The organism is Sinomicrobium soli (assembly GCF_003285545.1).
In the GTDB taxonomy this organism is placed as follows: domain Bacteria; phylum Bacteroidota; class Bacteroidia; order Flavobacteriales; family Flavobacteriaceae; genus Sinomicrobium.
In genome coordinates, this window is the sequence record NZ_QLNV01000005.1 from 328,096 (window position 1) to 353,913 (window position 25,818).

General features: G+C 48.3%; 14 protein-coding genes. All 14 read left to right on the plus strand.

Annotation, left to right across the window (positions count from 1 at the left end; all coding sequences use genetic code 11):
- The first annotated feature begins 7 nt into the window (after window positions 1-7).
- On the plus strand, window positions 8-1,627 hold the full coding sequence (locus tag DN748_RS08810; protein ID WP_112371403.1) for a RagB/SusD family nutrient uptake outer membrane protein: 1,620 nt from the start codon (window positions 8-10) through the stop codon (window positions 1,625-1,627).
- Window positions 1,628-1,673: 46 nt separating this feature from the next.
- Window positions 1,674-3,059, plus strand: coding sequence for a PKD domain-containing protein (locus DN748_RS08815; RefSeq protein ID WP_161554512.1), 1,386 nt, complete (start codon window positions 1,674-1,676; stop codon window positions 3,057-3,059).
- A gap of 243 nt (window positions 3,060-3,302) precedes the next feature.
- Entirely contained in the window at window positions 3,303-5,201 is a 1,899-nt protein-coding gene (locus tag DN748_RS08820) for a glycoside hydrolase (RefSeq protein WP_112371405.1), read from the plus strand.
- Between the two features lie 113 nt (window positions 5,202-5,314).
- A complete protein-coding gene (locus DN748_RS08825; RefSeq protein WP_146746583.1) occupies window positions 5,315-7,348 on the plus strand; it encodes a glycoside hydrolase in 2,034 nt (677 codons plus the stop codon).
- Window positions 7,349-7,430: 82 nt separating this feature from the next.
- Window positions 7,431-8,387, plus strand: coding sequence for a pilus assembly protein N-terminal domain-containing protein (locus DN748_RS08830; protein WP_161554513.1), 957 nt, complete (start codon window positions 7,431-7,433; stop codon window positions 8,385-8,387).
- A gap of 43 nt (window positions 8,388-8,430) precedes the next feature.
- Entirely contained in the window at window positions 8,431-9,963 is a 1,533-nt protein-coding gene (locus DN748_RS08835; protein WP_112371408.1) for a sulfatase, read from the plus strand.
- Between the two features lie 2 nt (window positions 9,964-9,965).
- Complete coding sequence (locus DN748_RS08840) at window positions 9,966-11,420, plus strand: carbon starvation CstA family protein (RefSeq protein WP_112371409.1); 1,455 nt, start codon at window positions 9,966-9,968, stop codon at window positions 11,418-11,420.
- Window positions 11,421-11,444: 24 nt separating this feature from the next.
- Complete coding sequence (locus DN748_RS08845) at window positions 11,445-15,644, plus strand: hybrid sensor histidine kinase/response regulator transcription factor (protein ID WP_112371410.1); 4,200 nt, start codon at window positions 11,445-11,447, stop codon at window positions 15,642-15,644.
- A gap of 167 nt (window positions 15,645-15,811) precedes the next feature.
- Window positions 15,812-18,985: a beta-galactosidase, LacZ type gene (gene lacZ / locus DN748_RS08850; protein WP_112371411.1), complete on the plus strand. Its 3,174-nt coding sequence runs from the start codon at window positions 15,812-15,814 to the stop codon at window positions 18,983-18,985.
- 112 nt (window positions 18,986-19,097) lie between these two features.
- The gene (locus DN748_RS08855) at window positions 19,098-21,002 is read left to right on the plus strand and encodes a sulfatase family protein (protein WP_112371412.1); all 1,905 of its coding nucleotides are present in this window, start codon (window positions 19,098-19,100) and stop codon (window positions 21,000-21,002) included.
- Window positions 21,002-23,488, plus strand: a complete 2,487-nt coding sequence (locus DN748_RS08860; protein WP_112371413.1) for a hypothetical protein — start codon at window positions 21,002-21,004, stop codon at window positions 23,486-23,488. Before DN748_RS08855 ends, DN748_RS08860 begins: the two co-directional genes overlap by 1 nt.
- A 10-nt stretch (window positions 23,489-23,498) precedes the next feature.
- Window positions 23,499-24,371: an alpha/beta hydrolase gene (locus DN748_RS08865; RefSeq protein ID WP_112371414.1), complete on the plus strand. Its 873-nt coding sequence runs from the start codon at window positions 23,499-23,501 to the stop codon at window positions 24,369-24,371.
- Window positions 24,372-24,411: 40 nt separating this feature from the next.
- A complete protein-coding gene (locus DN748_RS08870) occupies window positions 24,412-25,239 on the plus strand; it encodes an alpha/beta hydrolase (protein ID WP_161554515.1) in 828 nt (275 codons plus the stop codon).
- A 252-nt stretch (window positions 25,240-25,491) separates the two neighbouring features.
- Window positions 25,492-25,818, plus strand: a 327-nt coding sequence (locus DN748_RS18970) for a hypothetical protein (protein WP_146746584.1), incomplete at its 3' end; no start/stop codon positions are given.

Consider the following 25,818-nt stretch of genomic DNA (forward strand, 5'->3'; position numbering starts at 1 on the left):
AGATAAGATGAAAAACCATAAAAGTCTCATAATATTAAGTGCTTTATTTTTTACATTCCTGCTGTCAGGATGTGATGATTTTCTGGATTCGCAACCTTATTCCTTTACTTCGAGAGAGAATTTCTACACTACGGAGGCTGAAGCTGAAATTGCGCTTGTAGGATGCTACAACAGTATTAATGGGGGAGGGGATACATTCGGTCAATTTTTACCATATATCCTTAGCGGTACCACCGATGAATGTATTGCCCGCGATGGGATCACCAATCAGGTAACCCCATTTGGGTTAGCCTCCTATATCAGCTCCGATCAGAAACTCGCTAGTGTCTGGTCTACGTTCTACGAAGGGATCAACCGTGCCAATCATTTATTGGCTCAATTAAACGAAATAGAAGATATGAGTGATGAGCGAAGGGAAGAAGTGAGAGCAGAGGCCAGGTTTCTGAGAGGAATTTACCATATGTATCTTACTATGATGTTCGGAGGTGTTCCGGTGAAGACCGAACCCGATCCGGAAAGCGGTCCGAGAAATTCTACAGAAGAGGTATTCGCACAGATTGTGGAAGATCTTCGATTTGCTTACGAAACCTTGCCCGAGACAGCAGGGATCTCCGGAGCAGCTACCAAGTGGGCTGCTGCTGGATATCTGGCAAAAGTATATGCCTATATGGGTAGTGCCAAAAAATCGGGAATGGGTAACGAGCTCGATTTTGATCTCAACAGCTTCGACTGGGTGGATGCAAATGAGGCCTATGCCAATTTATTGACGCTTACCACAGATATCGTAGATAACAGCGGTTACCAACTTACTGAAAATTATGCCTATCTCTTCCGGGAAACCACCAGGGGAGCACAAAGCGAAGAGTTTCTCTTTGCGGCTGAGGCCAGCAGTTCGGCGACAAATATGATCACCAACCGGTATGGCAATGCGTGGTTGCCCTATGGGCCTCCCGCCATTGGAGGAAATAATTCCCGCTGGTTTGGCCCGTTGTCTGAGCTGTTCGACAAGTATCATCCCACACATTTGACCGACATGAGAAGAGCGAATAATATTACCCGCAATATGACCGCAAACTCAGAGGTGGAGGAGATAGAAGGAGGACGATATTACGTACCGAGAATAGCTACAGGTCCAAACGATGGTTGGCTTACTCCCGGCAAGTGGAGACAGCGCGATCCGGCCCAGAAAGATATTCCGCAATGGGCAAGTGATGCGCCATATCCTCTGATCCGTTTTGCCGATATACTGCTGTTGCATGCCGAAGCCTTGTATGAAAATAATGATGAACCCGCGGCAAGAGCAGTGCTAACCCGAATAAGAGAACGTGCTGCAGGAGAAGATATTGATGTAGCGGTTTTGGACGATGAGTATTACAAGGCTGATTTCCTGGAAGAATTGTTAGACGAACGTTCCCGCGAACTGTGTTACGAATCGCAAAGAAGGTTCGACCTGGCGCGTTTCGGAGCGTATGATGAAGTGATCCGGTCGCTTCAGAAAGATCGTGGAGTGTTCAATCCCACAGTGGGTACGCTGCAATTAAACTGGGCTCCTTACCGTATGTGGTTTCCCATTCCCCTTGCGGAACTTGATCTTAATCCGGAACTGGAACAAAATCCGGGGTACTGAAAAAACGGTGACCGAATATCTGAATATGATGTATAGAATTAAAATAATGTTACTGATTGTTATCTGTATGATAAATATCCCGGTCGTACTGGCCTGGCCTGTTTATCTCCACTTTGGAACCGGAGAAACACAGGGGGTAAAGGTCAAGGGTAAAGAGTATCGTATTACTCTGGAACAGATTGAATACATTACCGTTCCCAATAACAGGAAACCGGCATCCATAGGAGCTCGGACATTGCAGGAAGCCAAAGTGACCCTATCCGTGAACGGGGAGACCATTACCCTGACCCAACGTCCTTATCAGCTTCCCGTAGACTTTATGGGGCTACGGCTTTATGTGGAAAATACTCGGGACTGGGTTAAAAAGGCCGGTAAGTTTCAGGCGGTTAAACATTTTCCAAAGGACGCCAAGATTGCATTGACGGCAACCGGAGAACCATGGGGGCCTGATACCATGCGTTTTCCCGTTTTGGAATACCGCTGGAGATCTTCTAATTACAACAATACCTGGAGTTCGCTGGTTCCCGGGAAGAATGTGTATTACCATCGGGGCGAAGATTTCGGCCTCGCGCCGGATCGCTATCACATCCAGGCAATTCTTGACGGTGTGGTACAGGCTACCCCGCTGCCCGATGGCGATGGGGCCAGTAATGAAATTATCGTGAAACACAGTGATGACTTTAGTTACAGGGTATCACATGTAAATACGGGAACGGTAAAGGAGAATATATTGAAAGGGAAGTCTGTAAAGACCGGTCAGTTGCTGGCACAGGGCGGACGTACCTACAAAGGAAAAGAAAAAATGAACAATCCACATTTACACATCAACTTTATCTATAGGGGAGAGGCCGTGAGCACCTATCCTTACCTCGTGGAGGCTTATATGCGTGAGTATCCGGACAATGTACTCGCCGTTGCCGGTGGAATTCAATATGCCTCGGAAGGGAAAGAAGTAAATCTCGATGCAAGCCGTTCTGTAGTCCGTGAAGGGCATAGCATACAGCAATACATATGGGAGTTGCCGAACGGAAAAACCCTTAAAGGAGAAAAACAGAAGATAGTTTTTGACAAAGCGGGGAGCTATCCGGTGACACTGCGTATACAAACTGATGCAGGAGATGAAGATACTGACAACCTGCAGGTATATGTCTTGAATGAAAAAAGGGAATTTAATGATTTTCTGGGCTATTTCTACACCAACCCCATGCGTCTCAGGGTGAAGGAGGAATTCACATTGTGGAGGCCCTGGAGAAAGGGGTGGGCCAACAAGCCACTTTCCGTAGATTTTGGCGACGGAACAAAACTAAAAAAAGCAGGACTTGTTACCCATCATGTTTACAAAAAACCAGGTATCTATACCATTACACTAACCGCCCGTAAACCCTCGGAACGACCGGCTACCGTAAAACTAAAGGTGATGGTCGATAAGTAAGGGAGGGCACAGGTACGGTCTATAAAAACTTAAAACAATACCGGAACAGCCATAGTTTCAGTATGGTTTAAGGGGGTAAAGACGTATTGTCCTGATCCTTTAGAAAGAAATAATTCTCAATGGTTTTACAAGTGATATAAAACAGAAACTATGTGTAAAATAAAATTAACCAACCAAACCATTTCGTTGTTTCTGGCTCTCTTATTGATGTCTGTAACGACAAACTCATGCAATAATGAAGAATTGCGTTTAACCTCAGAAAATAGTGTTAGTGAAGAATACGAACCCGAGGAATATACGGGGTTGTTAGGGCAATTCGATTTTACCTCGGGAGGAGGCCGGGAAAGAGCTTCGGAAGTCAAGTCCGGAATTACCATTTCGCGCATGGCCATTGGAAACCTGGAATCTGAATACTTCAACGATGCCCTGGCGCTTAGTGATTGGGTATCTTTAAATGTAGGGGCGGGCAAATGGCTCGGTTTTGAGATCAACAGTGCACACGGTTATGAGTACGAGGTGGATAGTGTTTTGGTGATAATGCGGCGCTCTGACAATACCCCGGATAGGATCCGCCTGAGCTACGGCGATGACAAACAAAACACCACCCAGATCCAGGGAGTGATCACGGAAGTAGGTTCGTCTGTATATGAGACTTACCCTCTGGAAGTGAACGCCAGTCAGAAACCGGATCAAAGCACCCCTTATTACGCCATTGGAGTACAGGCCGGGAGCAGGGAAACTGTTGTAGAGTTCGACCGGATAGCAATTTACGGTAAGGTCAATGAAGTGTTGTTGCCTACTTCCGGCGATTATATTATTCATTTCGATCAGCCGCAACAGATTATTGAAGGTCTGGGAGTGGAGTTGCAAAGCGACAGAATGGGACCTGATTATGTGAATAGCGATCCGGTAAACGGTGTGCCTTATGAACTGACGAGTGCTGAAAAACAGCGCCTGGCTGAAAAGATGACCGGATTTCGATACATTCGTCTCGCGATGGGGCTCTGGTTCCGGGGAACAACACCTGACAACAAGAATATAGTGGAACGGTACCCCGGCCAGTTACAGTCCATCAAAGATCTGATCACTGATGCCGGTATAGAGGGAATCTCCATGGAATACTGGTCGCCGGCTCCTTACTGGAAGTCTACAGACAGCTACCTCCTCGGTTCCCTAAAGAGCTTTGATTCTGTTTTTCTCTCCGATTTTGGCGATGCCGTGGTCGGTGATATCAGTTACCTGACGGGTAACGGGCTGACCATTTCTACCTGGGGGCTTCAGAACGAACCTTTTAACGACGGGCTGGGGTATTCGCAATGCGATTATATCGATGGGGAAAGCTATTACAAGGCGTTTAAAGCGGTGGCGCCCAAGGTGAGGGCGGCCCTTCCGAATACCGAGATTATAGTGGATAGTCATAATGGGAACCTCAGCCGGTCTTCCTCCTATATCCGGGGGGATGCTCAAACTTTAAACCTCGTAGATTCCTGGGTATACCACCGGGGCGGTGCATCCTCGGATCTCCAGATTGAAGGGCAATCGCGTTTTTTGCCAAACAATATGGGGAAGCCCATCTACCAGAATGAGTATTCGTACCACGCCGAGCACGTAGAGCAACGGTCGAAAGAATGGCGTATGGTCAACATTGCACAGTCTGTAATGAACTGGATGACATTCCTCAACTCTCCCAAGTGGTATTGGCTTCATATCCTGAAACCCACCAACGACCCGAACCGGGAAGGTTTCGGGCTCGGCGTCTATCGTCCCTTAAACGATAATAATTTCAACAATCACCCTGATGTGGCCCAGGGTACCTTTAAACTCAGCCAGCACTACAACGGAATAGCCGGTTTTCTGGAGCATATGCCCTGGGATTCCCGACGTTACGAAGTAGAAGAGGATGAGGTGCTGTACAACCAGCGCATTATGGCCTGGAAAAGACCGGACGGCAAATTCGTTTTTGCCCTGACCAACCGCAGTAGCAGGCCATTCGAGTTTAATATTGCCATGGATCAGCCCCGCAGCTTTACGGGATACCGATACGACAAAGACACCTTAAACCAGACACTGCCTTCGCAATCCGGAAGCGATCACACGATAACCTTGGAACCGTGGAGTATTGAATTCTGGGTCGAGGATTGACAATGGTGACATCATCTAAAGAACATTGAGAAACAAAAAATACTGAAGATATATTGATTTTAATTATGCTAAACCAGGATAAAATATCTGATGTCACATCAATAAGACCAGCCATGGAGAGTAAAATTTCATGGATAACTCAAAGAAGAAAAATGCCGGGAGTATTATTTATTCTCCTTATAGCTTTTACACAAATGCTTTCAATGCTATCTTATAGCAACAATGAAGAATTGTGTTTAAATGCCGAAAATAGCGTTAGCGGTGAGTGTGCATTGAAAGAATACACCGGATTATTAGGACAGTTTGATTTTACCTCAGGAAAAAGCCGGGTTAAACCTTCGAATGTCAAATCAGGAATTACCATTTCAAAAATAGCGATCGGCAACCTTAAATCTGTGTATACGGATGATGCCCTGAGTCTCAGTAATTGGACTGGCTTAAATGTGGGTGCAGGTAAATGGATCGGTTTTGAGATTAACAGCGTATATGGTTTTTCTTACGAGATAGATAGCGTGACGGTAGTGATGCGGCGTTCAGACAATACCCCGGACAGAATTCGCCTGAGTTATGGCGATGACAAACAAAATTCCACTCAACACCGGGGAGTGATTACCAAGGTAGGATCTTCAACATTTAACACCTTCTCTCTGGGGGTCAACGCTGATAAAAAACCGGATCAAAACACACCCTATTACGCCATAGGAGTGCAGGCAGGAAGCAGGCAGACTATTGTCGAGTTTGACAAGATCTCAGTTTATGGCCGGATCACTGAGGTTCCGTTACCTACTTCCGGAAGCTATACGCTCCGTTTCGACCAACCCCAACAACTTATTAAGGGATTAGGTGTAGAATTACAAAGCGACCGTTTTGGCCCTGATTATGTGAACTCCGATCCTGTCGGTGGAGTACCGTACGAATTGGTCGACGCTGAAAAAAATCGTTTTGCCAAGGAAATGTTATCGGGGTTTCGCTATATACGACTGGCTATGGGACTATGGTTCAGAGGTCAGACCCGGGATGGGAAAAATATAGTCGAACGATATCCCGGTCAGGCAGAAGGAATAAGCGACTTGATCCGGCGATCCGGTATAGAGGGTGTTTCCGCTGAATACTGGTCACCTGCATCTTTCTGGAAAGAAAGCGGAAAACTACAAGGAGGGGGACCATTAAAGAGTCTGTACCCTGAGTTTTTAGACCGTTTCGGGGATGCTGTCGTACAGGATTTACAATATCTGTCGGATCATGGCATACCGGTTAAAATGTGGGGATTACAGAATGAACCCAACAATGTGACCAATTATGCTCAAACCACATATAGTAATGAGGAGTATTATGAGACCTTCAGGAAGGTAGCGCCTAAAGTCAGAAAAGCGTATCCGGACGTTCTGATTCATGTGAATAGCCAGAGGGGACAGTACGGGGTTGGCTCAGAATTAATTAAAAAGGACAAGGAGGCATTACAATATGTAGATGGCTGGTCCTGGCATAGGGCATATCACGTGCCGAATGCCACTTCAGACGACTTGATAGACCATCGGAAATCAATTAATCGCGGTACGGAAGGCAAACCAGTATTTAATAATGAGTTTGAATATTTTAAAAAGAAAAATCAAATGGATACCTCACCGGAATGGCGGATGGTAAATACCCCCCAGGTGATTATGAACTGGATGACTTTTGCAGACTCGCCTACATTTTTTTGGTTACATGCCTTAAAGCCCATGAGCGATGGTAATAGCGAAGGCTTTGCATTGGGAGTATGGCGTGGTGAGCAGGAGAGTGATGCTGAAAGATTTCCCGACCTGCAAAAGGGGCATTTTCAATATAATTGGTGGAATTGGAATGGCATAGCCGGTTTCCTGAAACATATGCCCTGGGATTCCCGACGTTACGAAGTGGAGGAGGACGAGGTGCTGTACAACCAGCGTATTATGGCCTGGAAACGCCCGGACGGTAAATTCGTTTTTGCCCTGACCAACCGCAGCAACCGGCCATTCGAGTTTAATATCGCCATGGACCAGATCAGAAGTTTTACGGGACACCGATACGACAAAGACACCCTGAACCAGACGCTCCCTTCGCAATCCGGAAGCGATCATAAGATAACCCTCGAACCTTGGAGTATTGAGTTCTGGGTCGAGGATTGATAAGGATGACCAGATCACTATCAACAATGTAATTCTGATGATCTTTCCAGATAAATTAAGTCAAATTAAACACATATGCAATATGAAAAAATTTATAACATTCAATAAATATAATTACACCGGCTACCTGTTTGCGCTTATGGTGATTTGCTTTTCTTCTTGTGGGGAGGAAGATGAAGGGGTGGGCGAGCGACTCGAACAATCGATGGGGCTTTATACCACATCTGCTTCACTGAATCTTGGCGATGAAATTACCATAGCTCCTAAATTTGCGCCGGGTGTGACACCCAAACGAACTTATGAATGGACGGCAGATAATCCGGATATCGTAAGTATGGTCGTGGACGAAAATTATGCGGTTACCCTTACTGCATTGTCTGAAGGAACTACAAATCTTACTATTACCTCTGCCGACGGTGTTTTGAGCAGGAGCTGTCCCGTTCGCATCTTTGACGGGAAGGCAGGAATAAATGTCAGCTTTGGACCGGGAAGCAACGGCTCTTTTTCAGACGGCTGGAACTTGCTTTCAAGTATTTTGGATGGAGGTATGATCTCTAATCTGAAAACCAGTACAGGGTATGGTACTGGCATCGCGATAAATGTAACAGGACGGTTTAATCAAACCGGATCAACCGGTGAAAGTGAAACAGATACCGAACTGGAGATGCCAGAGCATGTTTCTTCCGGTTACTTTTTAGGGAACTCATGGACGGTTTTCCAAGGCGTGATAACCGAACAAAGTACGCTAACATTGGAAGGCCTGGACAGTGACAAGCGCTATAATTTTTATTTTTTCGGATCTCGTGCTGCATACACAGACTACCGGTCCGCAAGATATTCGGTCAGGGGGGCAAACGAAGGTGCGGATGACCTCAACGGATCGGGTAACAGCTCGGAGTTAGCGTATGTCACCGGAATACAACCCAATGAAAATGGAGAGATTTTTATTACCATCCAGGCGTCGGAAGAAAACTCTTCCAAACAGGGATTTTATTATCTCAATGCAATGCGTTTTGCGGTAGCGGAAGAAGTGAAATAAAATAAATATCCATATTTTTAATAAAGCATAAAAAAATATCAACATGCGTATACTGCTGAAGATTACTGTTTTTATTTTGAGCTGTGTCGGTTCAGCTTATGCTCAGAACGCTTCGAGGCCGAACATTGTGTTTATCGCTATTGACGACATGAACGACTGGACTGGTTTTCTAAGGGGGCATGAGCAGGCCCTGACGCCGAATATGGACGGCCTGGCGGCCAAAGGGGTCAGTTTTGTCAATGCGCATTGTGCCGCTCCGGCCTGCTCGCCCAGCCGAAATGCGATCATGCTCGGGATTCAGCCCTATCATTCCGGGCTTTACCCGTTTTACGACAAATATTCCAAAGTTGATTCCGCGGTCAGAAACCGGTACGTTTCTCTACCGGCCCTGCTCAAGGCACATGGTTATCACACCTATGCTTCGGGGAAAATCCACCATGGCAATGAAACCTATATGCGGGACGAGGGCAGGGAAGAGTGGACGGAACACAACTTCGAAAAGATCCGAAAGTTACCCGATCTGGTGTACGACCGTGATGCGGGGTATATGGTCGGAGACAACAGGAAGCTGGCCTTTTGTCCCTTCAGCTCACCGAAGGAATACGACCAGGATTATCAGACGGCGCTCTACGGTGTCAAACAGCTGGAACGGCATCACGACAAGCCGTTTTTTCTGGCTCTTGGCTTTAAGAAACCGCATTTGCCCTTTGTCGCGCCCCGCGAGTATTTCGATATGTATCCCGACAGCATTACAGAACCTGCGATAAAAGCGGATGATTTCAAGGATATTCCGTGGGCCGGGCGAACCAATATCTCCCTGAAAGACGAGGTGCAATTTCGAAAAGACCAGGCCTGGAGCAAGGTGCGAAGGGCCTATCTTGCCTGTATTTCGTATACCGATGCCAATATCGGTAAGGTGTTGGATGCTCTCGGGGAAAGCGCGTATAAAGACAATACCATAGTGGTGTTATGGTCTGATCACGGTTATCACCTTGGGGAGAAGCAGAGCTTCCGGAAATTTAGTCTCTGGGAAGAGGCGACCCGGTCGCCGCTGATCATTTATGACCCGCGGAAAAAGAGCGGGCAGAACAGGGTTTGTAAAGAGGCGATTTCCCTTACCGATCTGTACCGCACTGTCGCCGGGCTTACGGCTACTCCCATACCGGAATACGCCGACGGGACCAGTCTTGTGCCCTGGCTGGACGATCCGCTCCGGAAGAGGGAACAGCCGGCCATCATCACCTGGGGACGCGGTAATTATGCGGTACGGACTAAAGATTGGCGTTATATCCGTTATTTTGATCATTCCGAAGAATTGTACGATCACCGCAGTGACCCCAATGAGTGGAACAACCTCGCAAAAGACCCGAACCACCAGGCGAAGCTTAAGGAACTGGCCGGTTGGTTGCCCACCCGGGAAGCCCCCCTGGTCAGGTCGGGCATAACCCTGCACAATGTGGTGGATGCTGATAAACCCGACCTGACCCGTGGTAAGAAACGGTGGGAAAAGTTGCGTACGGAGCTCCGGCTTATTTTGGAGTTTAAATCCCGGTTATCGGGTAAAAGTCAAGAATAGTCATGATATCATTTCTCGTTTCGGTTGCTGTACTGGTTGCCGGTTATTTTATTTACGGAACGCTTGTGGAAAAGGTCTTCGGGATAAAGACCGACAGGGAGACCCCTGCGGTAAAACTTCGGGATGATGTGGATTTTGTACCGCTGCCGACATGGAAAGTCTTTCTGATACAATTCCTGAACATCGCGGGACTGGGACCTATTTTCGGAGCTATTTCCGGGGCGATGTTCGGCCCGTCGGCCTTTATCTGGATCGTGTTCGGGAGTATATTTGCCGGAGGCGTACACGACTACCTTTCCGGGATGTTGTCGGTACGGCACAACGGGCTGAGCATAAGTGAAATAGTAGGGGTGTACCTCGGGAAACACCTGAAACAGCTGATGCGGGTCTTTACCATCGTACTGCTTATTTTTGTAGGGACCGTTTTCCTGGTAGGCCCCGCGAAGATCATCGCGGAAATGTTTGAAAGTGGGTGGAGTGCAGGGGTATGGATGTTAATCATCCTGGTGTATTACCTGCTCTCCACCTTGTTGCCGATTGACAAGATGATCAGTAAAATATATCCCGTATTCGGGATGGCCATGCTTGTCATGGCTTTGGGACTTTTGACAGCGCTTTTTTCAGGAGAATACCATATTCCGGAAATAAGTGCACATACGTTGCGCAACATGACGACAAATCCTGGGGAAACCCCGCTGTTTCCCATCATGTTTGTCACCATTGCCTGCGGGGCCATTTCGGGATTTCACGCTACCCAGTCGCCTTTAATGTCGAGATGCCTGAAGAATGAAAGAGAAGGAAAGAAGGTTTTTTTCGGGGCGATGATCACCGAAGGTGTGGTCGCCCTGATCTGGGCCGCAGCAGCCATGGCCTTTTTCGGGGGAATAAGGGAGTTGAATCTCTCCATGAGTGATCATGAAAACAATGCGGCCTGGGCTGCTAACGCCATCGCCAATGGAATGTTGGGAAAAGTAGGAGGAATACTGGCACTCATAGGCCTGGTGGCCGCCCCGATTACCTCGGGAGATACCGCATTCCGGTCTGCCCGGATCATTTTTGCGGACATTTTTAACTATGACCAGAAACCGCTGAAAAAGCGACTTTTGGTGAGTATTCCGTTATTTGTTATAGCTTTGGTGCTCAGTAGGATAGAATTCGGGATCATCTGGAGGTATTTTGCCTGGAGCAATCAGACCCTGGCCATGGTCGTGTTGTGGACGGTTACGGCATACCTGATGAGCAAGGGTAACAAATGGTATATAATCAGTTTTATTCCTGCAGTTTTTATGACCATGGTATGTACGACATACATATTACTGGCCTCCGAAGGCTTTCAACTGGACAATACCCTGTCTTACGGACTCGGGTGCGGTATCACATTGTTGATCTCGGGGCTCTTCTGGAATTATACCCGGAGAAAACGGATGGAATACGCAGCGGGTGAGATATTGGAATAAAGACGATTCAAGAAAACAGTGATCATGGGAATTTCCATATTCGACATGAGCAATTACACTCCCGGAGGAGTCATGAACTCCCGGCTTTTGGCCAGGGGGATGCTTTTGTTGCTGCTATGCGGCATGCTCATGGGCTTTCAGAAGCGCAATGGGAAAATGGGAGAAACAGAAGGTCCGGAATTTTCCTATATCACTTCCGAACAGGGACTGGATTCCGACGAATGTAATTTTGTCTTCGAGGATAGTGAAGGCTTTGTATGGATAGGTACCGATGGGGGGCTGTTCCGTTACGACGGGTATGAATTGCTGAATTTTGAGCATATAGTCGGCAGTTCTGACCATAAGATCGGGAGGAACAGGTACTTCGGAATGACCGAAGGGCCTGATAAGGTGTTGTGGATCGCATCGTCACAGGGCGTTTTTTCGTATTGTAAAAAAACAGCGTCCATAGCGCTTATTCTCAAGGGAGAAAAGATATTTAACCGAACGATCTCAGGAGTCAGGATTATTATTGCCTGTGACACCTATGGAAAAATATGGATGGGAGGCACCAAGGGGGTCTTTGTATATGACCCTGAACAAAAAGGTTTTAAGCACTATAATGCCGTAGATGGTAAATGGATGCACGGAATAAGGGATATCCTTGTCAGTGCTTCCGGCGAGGTCTGGATCGCTACCTGGGGCGACGGATTATTCCGGTATCAGCGGAAGGCTGATAAATTTGAGGCACTTAAAATTTTTACACACGGTCCGCTCAAAAGGCAACATAATACCTTAAGCGCCCTGTATGAAGATGAAGAGGGATATTTATGGGTAGGTACCTGGGGCGATGGTCTTTATAAGCTGGACATTACGAATCCGGAGTGCCCGGAAATCCTCAACTGGTATTATATCTATGGCGACAGGGGAGAATCAGTTTTACCCAGTTATATCATTTATGACATATCCGAAGATCTCCTGGGACGTATCTGGGTCGGGACACCTTTCGGGATCAGCATACTCGAAAAAACATTAGCGGGACAAGATTATGCCATCAAAAATTATAACTACAGTGAAGAAAATAAAAGGTTGAACAACAATGAGGTAAAAAGTATAACAAGGAGTCGTTCGGGGCTGATGTGGCTGGCTACCTACGGAGGGGGAATAAATAAGGCGGACCTGAGGAAAGACCGTTTCCCGCTTTATCATATCGTGACTACAGACCCTTTCCGGAAAAGCCAGTCGGTATATGCCTTTACCAGGGACCCGGGCGATCGGCTGCTCCTGGGGATATACAGCCTCGGATTCGGTGTTTACGATATGGATACCCATGTTTTTACTCCGTATACGGAAATTCCCGAATACCGGTCGTTAACAGATCTTGAGATCAATACCGTAAAAAATTTTACCTGGGATAAAAACGGTTATCTGTGGCTTGGCACGAGATATAAGGGACTGATCAGGTATGATCCAGACCAGCAGGATTATCTTGCCGTAAACAGGGATAAGGATGGCAAGACCCTTTTCAAGGAGGTCTTCCAGGTAAGGACAGACCTGAAAAATAACCTGTGGAGCCTTACGAATAAGGGCCTTTTTCATATCGTCCAGGAAGATGATGCCGAAGATTGCCGGGCGCTGTCCTTTGCTCCCCTGCAGGCAGACTCTCTGAAACCCATAACATCGGATTTTTCGGATTTTGTCATCGACCGGGGTGGGTATTTTTACCTGGCGACGGTCGACGGAGATCTCTGGAAATCCACAGCGAGCATTTATGAACCTGCGGAAGAACTTTGTTTTGAGAAAGTATCCAGGCCTGTAGAAAAGAACAAGTCGATCAACGCCTTGTTTGTAGACAGCAGACAACAACTATGGGTAGGGACCAACAACGGCCTGGAGATATACGACAAGAATGCCCAATCCTATAACACACATCTGCTGAGCGGGATCAATAACCTGTCGGTACACTCCATGGAAGAAGATGACCGGGGGAATCTGTTGGTCACCTCCAATAAGGGGGTTATCTATATGAATGTAACTTCTGACGAGCTCGATCATAAGATGTTTACGACCCGGAATGGACTTCAGGCCAATTTTTTTATCAAGGATGCCATTTATAAGGATCCGGAAGGGGGCATGTATATTGGCGGCCATCGCGGGTTTAACTATATACAACCCCTGGAGATCAAGGAGGAATTCAATCCGCCTGCCCTGACTTTTACCCGTCTCCAGAATTCCGGCAGGACATATTTCAGTGCGGAGCGCTTTTCGAAGGACGAGCCTTTCAGTATCCCCTATGACGATAATATCATATCCATCTCGTTTACTTCCCTCGACCTGAGAGCCCCTGAAAACCTGTATTATGCCTACAGGCTGAAAGGACTGGAAGAAGACTGGAAATACGTTTCGTTCAATAACAGGACAGCGACCTATATCAACCTGCCTCCGGGAAACTATACTTTTGAGGTAAAAGGCACGAACGGCAGTGGTCAATGGTCTCGGAATGCCATAACATTACCTGTTTATGTAGAAACGGCACCCTATCTCACCTGGTGGGCGTATGTGTTATACATCCTGGTATTCCTCAGTGTAATGACCTTGATATTTATACTTTACCTGAGGAAGACCAAGGCAAAGGAAGCCCTGAAAATAGAAAATATCGAACGGGTGAAATCGGAACGGCTGACGCAATTTAAATTGCAGTTCTTTACCAATCTGTCCCACGAGCTCCTGACGCCGCTTTCCATTTTGATGATCCTTTCCGACCGGGACGACAAGGAGGGAAAAAAGGATTCGGAAGATAAAAAGATACTGAAACGCAATGTGCAGAAGCTCAACAGTCATATCAAGCAGATGCTGCATTTCAGAAAGGCAGAAACGGGAAACATGGAGATCCGTGTACAGCGGTGCGACATTTCCAGGCTTATGGCGGATATAGGAGAGAACTACAAGCTGCTGGCCAGGGAGCGAGACCTCACATTCAACATGAATGTTGAAGAAGACATTACAGCGTATGCCGACGCCGATAAACTGGAAATATGTGTCAACAACTTGTTGTCCAACGCCTTTAAATACACCGCTTCCCCGGGAACGGTAACCCTTCGGGTCGGTACTGCCGGTTATAACGGCAACCGGAACCTTGTGGTTGAAGTGTCCGATACGGGGAAAGGGATACCCGAAAAAGAGCTCAAACAGATATTTGACCGGTATTACCGCCTTCCGTCTTTTGAAAAGGGAAAAGAAGGCCTGGGAATCGGGCTTTCCCTGGTACGACACATGGTACATATACAGCAGGGACGCATAGAAGTGGAAAGCGAGGTAGATAAAGGAACCTGCTTTAAAATGGAACTCCCCATAGGTAAGGAAAGGACGGTCTTTTCAGCTTCCCGGGAAGGAGAAAACCTCTTGGCGGACGCTGCGATCGGGATTCCCGAAGAGGAAAAATTAAAAGATATAGTCGAAGAGGTGGAATATTCGGGAAAGAGAATACTCTTGGTGGAAGATAATGAAGATTACCTGAAGCTGGTGGAAAACCATCTCGGCGGTTTTTATCAGGTCATCAGCTGTACCGATGGTAAAAAGGCCCTGGATATTGCCCACAGGGAAGACATAGACCTGATCGTTTCAGACCTCCGTATTCCCGGAATGAACGGGGCCGACTTCTGTAAGGCAGTGAAAAGTCATGTGAATACCAGCCATATTCCTTTTATCATCATTACGGCAAATACTAAAGACCAGGCTCGCATACAGGGATACGGGGCCGGCGCAGATTCCTATTTTATCAAACCGCTAAGCCTGAATGTTCTTATTTACAGGATCGAATCGCTATTGGAGAAAAAGGAGAAGGCCTATCAGAAATTTAACCGCGGACAATACCTCGAACCCGAAAACATTGTCTCCACTAAAATAGATGAAGATTTTCTCGATAAGGCCCGGCAGGTGGTGGAAGATCATATGTCCGAAGTAGATTTTTCCGTAAAGAAATTCTGTGAGGAAATGGGCATGAGCAACTCCATGTTTTACCGGAAGATCAAGGGCATCTTGAACCTGACTCCGAATGAATTTATCAAAAATGTCAGGCTGCGGCGTGCAGCACAATTGCTGGCGGATGAAAGTATACATATTTCCGAAGTAGCCTATATGACCGGGTTTAACGACCTGAGTTATTTCGGGGTGTGTTTTAAAAAGCAATACGGGGTCTCCCCGAGCAGTTATCAGAAAAGTAAACACCACAATCATCCCGAATGACAACAATCCTTCGCTTTTTTTTAACAGATAGTCTCCTTATCCGGCTTTTGAAGCAGGTTTTCGTTTTTTGAATCTATATCAAGAGTTTTTGAATGATTTTTCAGTATGCAGGCAGCAGGCACGGGTTATTTTTGGGGCAGTAACTATTTAATTTTGCTGTAATTATTATGAACAGGATCACTTTCAGACTGATGGTATTGTTTTCTTTGATCGCCATCGGGGGGTATGCCCAGAAAAACAAGGAAGACTGGGACAACAACAAGGTATTACATATCAATACGGAAAAACCCCGTTCCACTTTTATGATATACCCCGACCGGGCCTCGGCGGCTTCCTTTAAAAAAGAGGCTTCTCCCTTTTATAAAAGCCTGGATGGCCGCTGGAAATTCAAGTGGTCTGAAAACCCCGCTTCCCGGCCTGAAGATTTTTATAAAGATACGTTTGACAGTGGAGATTGGGACAGCATCCCCGTTCCGTCGAACTGGCAGATGCACGGGTACGGGATACCGGTATATGCCAATATTATCTACCCTTTCGATATCTCCGAACTAAAGGCTCCGAGAGATTTTAACCCGGTAGGATCGTATAAAAGGGAATTTACCGTTCCCGAAAACTGGGATAACCGCAAGGTCTACCTGCATTTTGCCGGGGTGGAATCCGCTTTTTACCTGTGGATCAACGGAAAGAAAGTAGGGTATAGCCAGGGAAGCCGCACACCGGCAGAATTTGAGATCGGTGAGTATCTTAAAAAAGGCACCAATACCCTGGCGGTGGAAGTGTACCGCTGGAGCGATGCTTCTTATCTCGAAGGGCAGGATTTCTGGCGTTTGAGTGGGATATACCGGGAGGTGTACCTGTGGAGCACCCCGGAAGGCCATATCAGGGATTTCCAGGTACATGCCACCCTCGGGGAGCAGTTCAGGAACGGACTGCTTTCGCTCGAAGGAGAGCTAAAAAGCAGTTCCCGGGGAGGAGAGGTAAAGATCGATTACGCACTGTACGATGCACAGGGAAATAAAATTGCGGATGATTCGCAATCCCTGGAACAGGAAAAGGGAAATACGGCATTTGCATTCCCCGAAAAGGAGGTCCCGGAAGTCCGTCACTGGAATGCCGAGAACCCCTACCTGTACGATCTGTACATCACCCTTAGAGATGCACAGGACGGAATTCTGGAGGTCATCCCCCAGAAAGTAGGTTTCCGGAAAGTGGAGATCCGCGGCGGGCGCTTTTACGTCAATAACCGCCAGGTATTGCTCAAGGGAGCCAACCGCCATGAACACGACCCCGAAACCGGCCATACCATTAGCCGGAAGAGCATGATAAAGGATATCGTACTCCTGAAACAGAACAACTTCAATGCGGTGCGTACCAGCCATTATCCCAACGATCCGGAATGGTATGCGCTTTGTGACCGGTACGGTATTTACCTTATCGACGAAGGGAATATAGAGACCCACGGTTTCGGGAATGACGACGATAACCTGCTGAGTAATGACCCGGGCTGGAGACAGTCTTACCTCGATCGTGTACAGCGCATGGTCCATCGCGACAAGAACCATCCTTCGGTCATTATCTGGTCGATGGGTAACGAAAGCGGTGACGGTCCGAATGTAAAGGCGTGTTACGAATGGGTCAAAGCCTTCGATCCCTCGCGTCCCTTTCACTACCAAGGGACCAGCAAAAATAAGGGCGTGACCAATGCGGACATGATCTCGCGAATGTACTCGGGTATCGAAAGCAGTGAGAAGACGATAGACCAGTACGACGAGGTTCCCTATCTGCTCTGTGAGTACGCCCATGCCATGGGTAACAGCAGCGGGAATCTTAAGGAGTACTGGGAGCTGATCTACGGGGACAACAATTTTTTCGGGGCTTTCGTGTGGGACTGGATGGATCAGGGGCTCAGACAACCTGTACCCGCCCGGTATGCCGCGACCTCGGCAAAGGATTACTTTTACGCCTATGGCGGCTGGTGGGAAGATACCCATCCGGCAAACATCCTCAATTACGGCAATTTCTGTATGAACGGGGTACTGGCGGCAGATCATACGCCTCATCCGGGGATGTCGGCCTTTAAGTACTGGCAGCGGTATGTGCATATTACTCCGGTGAATACCGGGGAAGGAGTCTTTGAGGTCAGGAACTGGTACGATTTTTCAAACCTGAAAGACAAGGTATACCTGGAGTGGGAAGTGGTCAGGAATGGTAAACCCGTAGCACGCGGTAGTATACCCGAACTCGATATAGAAGCGAGGCAAAGCGGACAGATTGTGGTACCGTATCCCGAAGACCAGATCAAGACCGGTGAAGTTTTTGTAAATTTCAGCATCAGAACGAAAAAAGATACCTTCTATGCCCCGATGGGGTTTGAGCTGGCATCAGAACAGTTTCCCCTCAATATTCCGGAAGCTGTGCTTCCGAAGATCGACGCGGAAAAGGAAAAAGAAGCGTTCCGGCCGCTCTTTGTAGAAGAATACAGAAAGAACATCACTATACGCGGAGCTTCCTTTACCGTGAGATTTGATAAGAATTCGGGAGTTTTAAGCACCTATTACATCGGGGATTCCCGGGTCATTGAAAAAGGGCCCGTCCCGGATTTCTGGAGGGTGCCTACCGATAATGATGCAGGCTTGTATTCGACGGGCAGAAAGGTGCCGGGATCCATTGATATGAAGCAGTGGAAAGGAACGGAAATAAGGCGGGATATCGCATTTGACTATGTGGAAAGGAACGGAAAAGTGGAAGTCAACATACGGTCGAGGTTGCCCCTGGCCGGTGCCGGTTATGATACGAAATACGTGGTATACCCTTCCGGGGTTATTGATGTAACCACGGTATATACCCCGGATGCAGCCGATCATATGCCTGATTTTATGCCCCGTTTCGGAAACTACCTGGTCCTCGCGGCAGGATATGACCGCCTGGAATGGTACGGAAGAGGTCCGGCCTCTACCTATCCGGACCGGAAGACGGAAAAGATAGGGATATTTGAATCGACAGTAGATGACGAATGGGTGGAATACAGCCGTCCGCAGGAAAACGGGTATAAGACCGATACGAGATGGGTCTCCGTAACCAATGAGGATGGTGTGGGCGTGCGTTTTACGGGAAATGAACCCATTGGCTTCGGAGCCACGCATTATACCAGGGAGGATATGGAAAATGCGGATTATTCCTTTAAAATGACGAGGTCTCCCCATACCTATCTGAATATCGACAAGGCCCAAATGGGCGTAGGTGGGAACAACAGCTGGAGCAAAAGCGCCCTGCCCTTACCGGAATACCGGATACCTAACGCCGCCCAGGAGTACCGGTACAGGATAACACCTGTGTATTAAGGAGGTGTACTCGTTGCAAACGAGCACCAGTGCATGCAAAGCGGAAAAGCATACCTGTTGTTAGATGCGTTTGTAACGCAAAGATCACAAATGAGTTAAACAACCAGAGATTATGAAACCTTTATTTACTTGTTTGCTGTTTTTTTATGGCTTTTTAGCCGTCGGCCAACCGAATATATTATGGGTGACCATCGAAGATACGTCTCCCCATTTTATAGGCTGCTATGGCAATAAAGATGCCAGGACACCCAATATAGACCGGCTGTGCCGGGAAGGAGTGAAGTTTACCCATGCCTTTGCCAATGCCCCGGTATGTTCTCCGGCGCGGACTACCATTATTACAGGGGTGCTCAACGAGGCCATGGGGACAGGCAATCACCGCAGTAAATATCCCCTTCCGGATATGATAAAGGGATTTCCCTCTTATCTGAAGGAAGCCGGGTGGTATACGTCCAACAATGCAAAAACCGATTACTCGGTGGCCGATGCCCGAAAAGTGATACGGGAGTCCTGGCATGAGTCCTCGCACGAGGCGGGGTGGTGGAAACGCGGAGAAGGGCAGCCCTTTTTTAGCGTGTTCAACCATATGGACAGCCACCAGTCGCGCACCATGACCAATCCGTACCGATGGTACCGGGAGATGGTATACGACAGGCTGTCTGCAGAGGAACGCACCGGGGAGCACAATTTTGAAATGCCCCCCTACCTGCACGACAGCGAAGCCATGCGGCACTATTTTTCCAGGGTCTATAATTCCATCTCCCTTACGGATAAGGAAATAGGCAAGCTGATAGACCGGCTGGAAAAAGACGGTCTGAAGGAGGAGACGATCATTTTCTTTTATGCCGACCACGGAGAGGCCATTCCGAGGGGGAAATCGGGTTCGGTCGGGATAGGGTACAAAGTACCCATGGGGATCTGGTTCCCCGAAAAATACAGGCATTTATCGCCTTGGCCCATAGGCTCCGAGACCGATGAACTGATCTGTTTCGACGACCTCGCGCCTACCGTGCTGAGTATAGCCGGGATCAGGCCCCCGGAGTATATGACCGGAAGGGCATTTATGGGTAAATACAGGAAAGCCCCCCGAAAATATGTATTTACGGCCCGTAACCGGATCGACGAAAGTCCGCAGCTGGCGAGAAGCATTACGGATGGCCGCTATATGTATACTAAGGTCTTCCAGCCGCAGTACCCCGAACTGGAATACCAGAAATATGCTGATGTATCCGATATCGTAAAACAGATCAGGAGCGATTACCGGGACAAAAACCTCAATGCCGTACAGGAACAGATGATCGCCCCGCGAACGGATAACGAATACCTTTACGATATGGACCGCGATCCCTGGAAACTGCACAACCTCGCTGCGGATCCAGCCTATCGTAAGATGACTTCTGGGCTGAGAAAAAAGCTGTACCGCCATATTCTGGAGATCAGGGACGTGATGTTCCTGCCGGAATATACCATGGATAGTATTTCCCGTACCACGGCGCCCTATACCTATCGTTTACAGAAAGATTACCCGTTGAAGGATATTCTGGAACAGGCATCCCTGTGCGGGGAACAGGATAAGGCAGAAGAGATCCTGCAAGGACTGGAAAGTGAGGAAAGAGATGTGGTATACTGGAGCCTGATGGGGATTCAGAGCCTGAATGATATTGACCTTTCGGGAGTAAAACAAAAAATACTAAAGAAGATGAACGTTTCCTATCCGCCTGTCCGGATACTGGCCGCAGCCATTGCTTTTGAAAGATTGGGGGAACGAGAAAAAGCGGCTACCGTATTACGGCCCATGCTGAAAACCGATAATGATCTTGTTACCTTGCAGGTACTTCAAAACGTACAGTACATGCAAGGAGGCCCTGAATTTTTTAAAGATGATCTCAAGGCTTTTATAACGCTCAGGAAAAAGGACAAAGGGTTTCTCAACAGCGTCAGTGCCGCGGAAACCACGCTTTTTACACTGGGAGAAGGTGAACTCTATTACGCAAACATGAAAAAGTGGATGGACTGATGAATTCATTAAAGATAAGGTCCCTGATATGCCTGTTCCTGACCCTGTATCAATTCGGTCACGGGCAGGAGACTACTCTTGAACAACAGCAATATCCGAGTTACAGCGGTATTTATCCCCACCTGGCCTATTACAATGACGAGGGAGAGTGTGGTACCGGGGCTGTGGTAAACTGGGCCGGTCGTTTATGGGTCATTACCTACGGTCCGCATCTCCCTTACGGGTCTTCAGACAAGTTATATGAGATCACGCCCGGCCTGCAGCAGGTCACACGAAAGGAAAGTATAGGAGGTACGCCCGCCAACCGGCTTATCCATAGGGAAAGCAACCAATTGTTTATCGGACCTTATGTGATCGATGCGGAAAGGAACGTACGCGTAATCCCCCTTTCCGAATACCCCGGACGTTATACCGGTACGGCACGGCATTTGTCCGATCCTGAAAACAAGGTGTATACCGCTACTATGGAAGAAGGCTTTTACGAGGTCGATGTCAATACCCTGGAGACAAAAATGCTGTATACTGATGGGAATGTGCTGAACGGTCACGGGGCCGATACAGAAGCCAATAAACCCAACCCCCTGCTACCCGGAGCACATGGCAAGGGCCTGTATTCCGGGCAGGGCGTACTGGTGTATTCCAATAACGGAGAAGCTGATGAAAAAGCATTGACGGATTTTAACCTGACTTCCGGAGCCTTGTCGGAATGGGACGGAAAAGACTGGAAGGTGGTTCGCCGCAATCAGTTTGTGGAAGTCACCGGTCCCGGCGGAATTTACGGTAATCCGAACCCGGAAACCGATCCGGTCTGGGTTACGGGATGGGATTCCCGCTCGGTACTGGTGGGGGTAAGAGACCTTGGAAAATGGTCCTTTTACCGTCTGCCCAAGGCGAGCAACAGCTATGACGGGGCCCACGGCTGGAATACGGAATGGCCGAGGATCAGGAATATAGGCACATCGGAAGCTCCTGATTACCTGATGACCATGCACGGGATGTTCTGGCGTTTCCCCGAAACCTTTTCAGCCGGCCGCACCGCCGGTATACGACCCCGGTCGGCCTACCTGAAAGTGATCGGCGATTTTACCCGGTGGAACGACCTGCTGGTATTCGGTTGTGACGATTCTGCTCACAAGGAATTCCTGAACAAGCGCAAGGTAAAAGGCGATATTGAAGGCCCCGGTCAATCCAATTCGAACCTCTGGTTTACCGAAACGGACCAACCTGACCATCTGGGGAGTACCACGGCAATAGGCGCTGTCTGGGTAGATGATGAGGTAAAGGCAGGAGAACCCTCAGAGCCTTTTCTTTTTGCAGGGTGGGACAAGCGTTGTGCGTGGCTTCGCAACGGAGGAACGGAAACGGTCCGGGTACTGCTTGAGGTGGATAAGGCGGGGAATAATGAATGGGAGCCACTGCGAACCGTCACCGTTCCTGCGGAGCAGTCCTTATATGTTGATTTCAACACTTCAGAGACCGGGGAATGGATCCGGGCCACCGCGGATAAGACAACTACCCTGAGCCTGGAATTTGCCTATAGCGGTGAAAAGATTCCGGAAGCATCGCCTGAGATGTTCAGGGGGCTTTCCAAAGTAACAGACGGGACCTCCAGCGGGGGTTTGCTGTACGGACTGGGGAATAACCGGCGGGCCCTCGGAATATCGGCAGGAATATTTGAGGGAAATACCTTTACTGAAACGGGATATTATGAACTGGATGGGAACATGGAGCTGAAGAAGAGAAATGACCCGGAGACAGCGGAGTTTATCCGCACTCATTTTGCCATTCCCGAACAGGTAGTTTCAGTGGAAGAATCCTCCGTGCTGATCGTTGACGATACCGGGCGGCGCTGGCGCCTGCCATTGGGAAATGAAGCCTATACACCTTTGACGGATACCGGTGCATTGCGGATATGCCGTGAGGTAGCCACCGAACGGGATTTGTTTAACTGTATGGGCACCTTTTTTGAGCTACCCGCGGAGAATGCAGATGGTTTTGCAAAGATACGCCCCGTATCTTCCCACGATTTCCGCATTCACGACTATGCCTCATACCGGGGCCTTCTGGTGATGAGCGGCTTAAACCCGGACAGTACGGAAGGGAATCCTCATGTCATACGCTCTTCCGATGGAAAAGCCATGCTGTGGGCGGGTACCATAGACGACCTCTGGACGCTGGGAAAACCTGTAGGGCACGGAGGCCCCTGGAAAGATTCGGCAGTAAGGGCAGGAGAACGGTCAGATCCCTATCTGATAGGGTTCTATGATGAGAAGGAACTGGAACTTTCTCACGATCAGGGCTCCGACGTCACTTTTACGCTGGAGGTAAACCCCATAGGTCACGGAGAGTGGATCACGTATAAAAAGATCACTGTCCCTCCGGGCAAGACACTGAAATTCAGGTTCCCGGATCATTTTCAGGCGAGGTGGATCCGCTTTTCCGCGGATAAACATTGTACGGCAACGACATTTTTAACCTATCGATAAGAATCATCATATGAAAGCACAAAACACCGTAAAGAACGTATTTCGTACCGGGATGTCAGGGATGCTGTTCCTGTTCATTGCCTTGCTGTCGGGCGCTGTAGCGAATGCACAAAAATATACCTATGACCAGGTAGAAGTCTACAAGAAAACGGCACAGCGGGAGCTGAACATATCATTCCTCTATCCCGAAAAATGGGAGGAGAGGGCCGACTGGCCCCTCGTGGTCTTTTTCCACGGGGGAGGCTGGAATTCGGGAGCAATAGGGCAGTTTGCCCCTTATGCCCAATACTTTGCGGATAAAGGCATGGTCTGTGCTCTGGTGCAGTATCGCTTGAAGAAGACAGATGGAACCGATCCCATCGCCTCCCTGATGGATGCCAAATCAGCCATTAGGTACCTGAAGGCCCATGCTGCCGAACACCGTTTTGACCCGGACAGGATAGTGGCCTCCGGGGGGTCTGCAGGAGGACACCTCGCGGCTGCGGTAGAATTGGTCAGGGATTTTAATGACCCCGGAGACGATCTGTCGGTAGGCACCCGTGTCGCCGCATTGGTACTCTTTAATCCGGTATTGGACAACGGCCCTGACGGTTACGGATACGAAAGACTGGGAGAACGCTACAAAAAGTTTTCGCCTTTTCACCAGGACAAGAAGGGGATGGCCGATGTGCTGATTATGCTGGGGACCAAAGACAAGCTTATCCCGGTGAAGACCATGGAAGACTTCCGCGATGATGTCAGAAGATCGGGAGCACATTGTGAGCTGGTGTTATACCAGGATCAGGGACATGGGTTTTTTAATATAAACCGCGAGAACGGCAAGTACTTTCGGGCGACCCGGGATGAGATGGAAAAGTTCCTGCACGAGAGAAAATTCTTTTAACACCAGAAAGGCAATGAGATCCGGGATGTTTATAACAGCGATGCTGCTTCTATATATTAATGCTCTGAATGCACAACGCTACAGTCAAACAGATACTTATAAAAAAACGGATCAACGCGATCTGAATATCTCCTTTGTCTACCCTGACGGATGGGAAAAGCGTATGGACTGGCCGGTACTGGTCTTTTTCCACGGGGGAGGCTGGATCCGCGGGACGATAAAACAGTTTGACGCCTATGCCCGGTATTTTGCCGATAAGGGAATGGTTTGCGCTCTCGTGGAGTATCGCCTCAAGGAAAAGGACGGTACCGATCCGTTTACGGCATTGCAAGATGCCAAATCGGCGGTGCGCTATATAAAATCTAACGCCTCCCGCTATCGTATAGATCCTGATCGGATGGTGCTTTCCGGAAGTTCTGCCGGCGGGCATCTCGCGGCGGCCTGCGAACTGGTAGAGGACTTTAACGATCCCGGAGACGATCTGTCCGTCAGTACCCGGGCGGCTGCCCTGGTGCTCATCTATCCTGTGGTGGACAATGGTCCCGATGGCTACGGGTACGGACGTATCGGGACACGCTACACCCGCTTTTCTCCCTACCACCAGAAGAAGAAAGGTATGGCTGATGCCCTGGTGATATTGGGTACCAAAGATAAGCTTGTTCCCGTGAAAACGGCTCGGGAATTTTGTGAAAATATCCGGCAGGAAGGAGGACATGCCGAACTCATTCTGTATAAGGGCGCCGGTCACGGATGGTTTTATGAAAACCGGCCCAGAGGCGTATTCTATCTCAAAGCCCTGAACGATATGGAGTCGTTTTTACAGCAAAGAGATTTTCTGTCCGAAAGTTTTTTGTCCCGAAGGGAGTAATGAACGTGTCGTAACTTATAAATTAAAACCAACCCAATTATGAAAACCACCCAAAGAGTACTTTTTTGTCTAATAGTACTGTTGCTGTCTGTGTGGTCTTGTGAGCAGTATACAGATGATCTCTCAGGCACCGGTGTATCTGAGAGATTATCTCCAGAGACCAGGGCCGCACGTCGTTATTACAAGACAACCTTAAAAAAAGCGGTAGAGGCTGGTTTTACAGCTTCGGAACGCCAAAACCGTTCAGGTACTATGCGTTCTTTATCGTCTTCACAGATCAATGACAGCCCGGTAAAGATGTACAGTGTATGGAATAAGGCGGTGACTTCTACCATTGATGGAGTGATGAGAACAGAGGTGCCCATCGGCTATTCGCGTCGCAGAGTATCCCTGTTTAACATTCCCGGTGATAGTGTTGGGGAGAAACCGGATGTATCCATGCTTTCTACTGTTTTCGATCGCTTGGTAATTATCCATGAGGAGGCAGGCTATAGGGCGAAGATCATCCGTTTCCATCCGGATAAGTCCTACCTGAGGCGTCATGGTTTTGATGCCAGTCATAATTATCTGCATGCTTTG

What these genes read in the sequence shown, in the direction of transcription:
- DN748_RS08815 (WP_161554512.1), top strand. Translation starts at nt 1,674, where the DNA reads ATGTTACTGATTGTTATCTGTATGATAAATATCCCGGTCGTACTGGCC.
- DN748_RS08835 (WP_112371408.1), top strand. Translation starts at nt 8,431, where the DNA reads ATGCGTATACTGCTGAAGATTACTGTTTTTATTTTGAGCTGTGTCGGT.
- DN748_RS08825 (WP_146746583.1), top strand. Translation starts at nt 5,315, where the DNA reads ATGGAGAGTAAAATTTCATGGATAACTCAAAGAAGAAAAATGCCGGGA.
- DN748_RS08830 (WP_161554513.1), top strand. Translation starts at nt 7,431, where the DNA reads ATGAAAAAATTTATAACATTCAATAAATATAATTACACCGGCTACCTG.
- DN748_RS08855 (WP_112371412.1), top strand. Translation starts at nt 19,098, where the DNA reads ATGAAACCTTTATTTACTTGTTTGCTGTTTTTTTATGGCTTTTTAGCC.
- DN748_RS08860 (WP_112371413.1), top strand. Translation starts at nt 21,002, where the DNA reads ATGAATTCATTAAAGATAAGGTCCCTGATATGCCTGTTCCTGACCCTG.
- lacZ (WP_112371411.1), top strand. Translation starts at nt 15,812, where the DNA reads ATGAACAGGATCACTTTCAGACTGATGGTATTGTTTTCTTTGATCGCC.
- DN748_RS08840 (WP_112371409.1), top strand. Translation starts at nt 9,966, where the DNA reads ATGATATCATTTCTCGTTTCGGTTGCTGTACTGGTTGCCGGTTATTTT.
- DN748_RS08810 (WP_112371403.1), top strand. Translation starts at nt 8, where the DNA reads ATGAAAAACCATAAAAGTCTCATAATATTAAGTGCTTTATTTTTTACA.
- DN748_RS08865 (WP_112371414.1), top strand. Translation starts at nt 23,499, where the DNA reads ATGAAAGCACAAAACACCGTAAAGAACGTATTTCGTACCGGGATGTCA.
- DN748_RS08870 (WP_161554515.1), top strand. Translation starts at nt 24,412, where the DNA reads ATGCTGCTTCTATATATTAATGCTCTGAATGCACAACGCTACAGTCAA.
- DN748_RS08845 (WP_112371410.1), top strand. Translation starts at nt 11,445, where the DNA reads ATGGGAATTTCCATATTCGACATGAGCAATTACACTCCCGGAGGAGTC.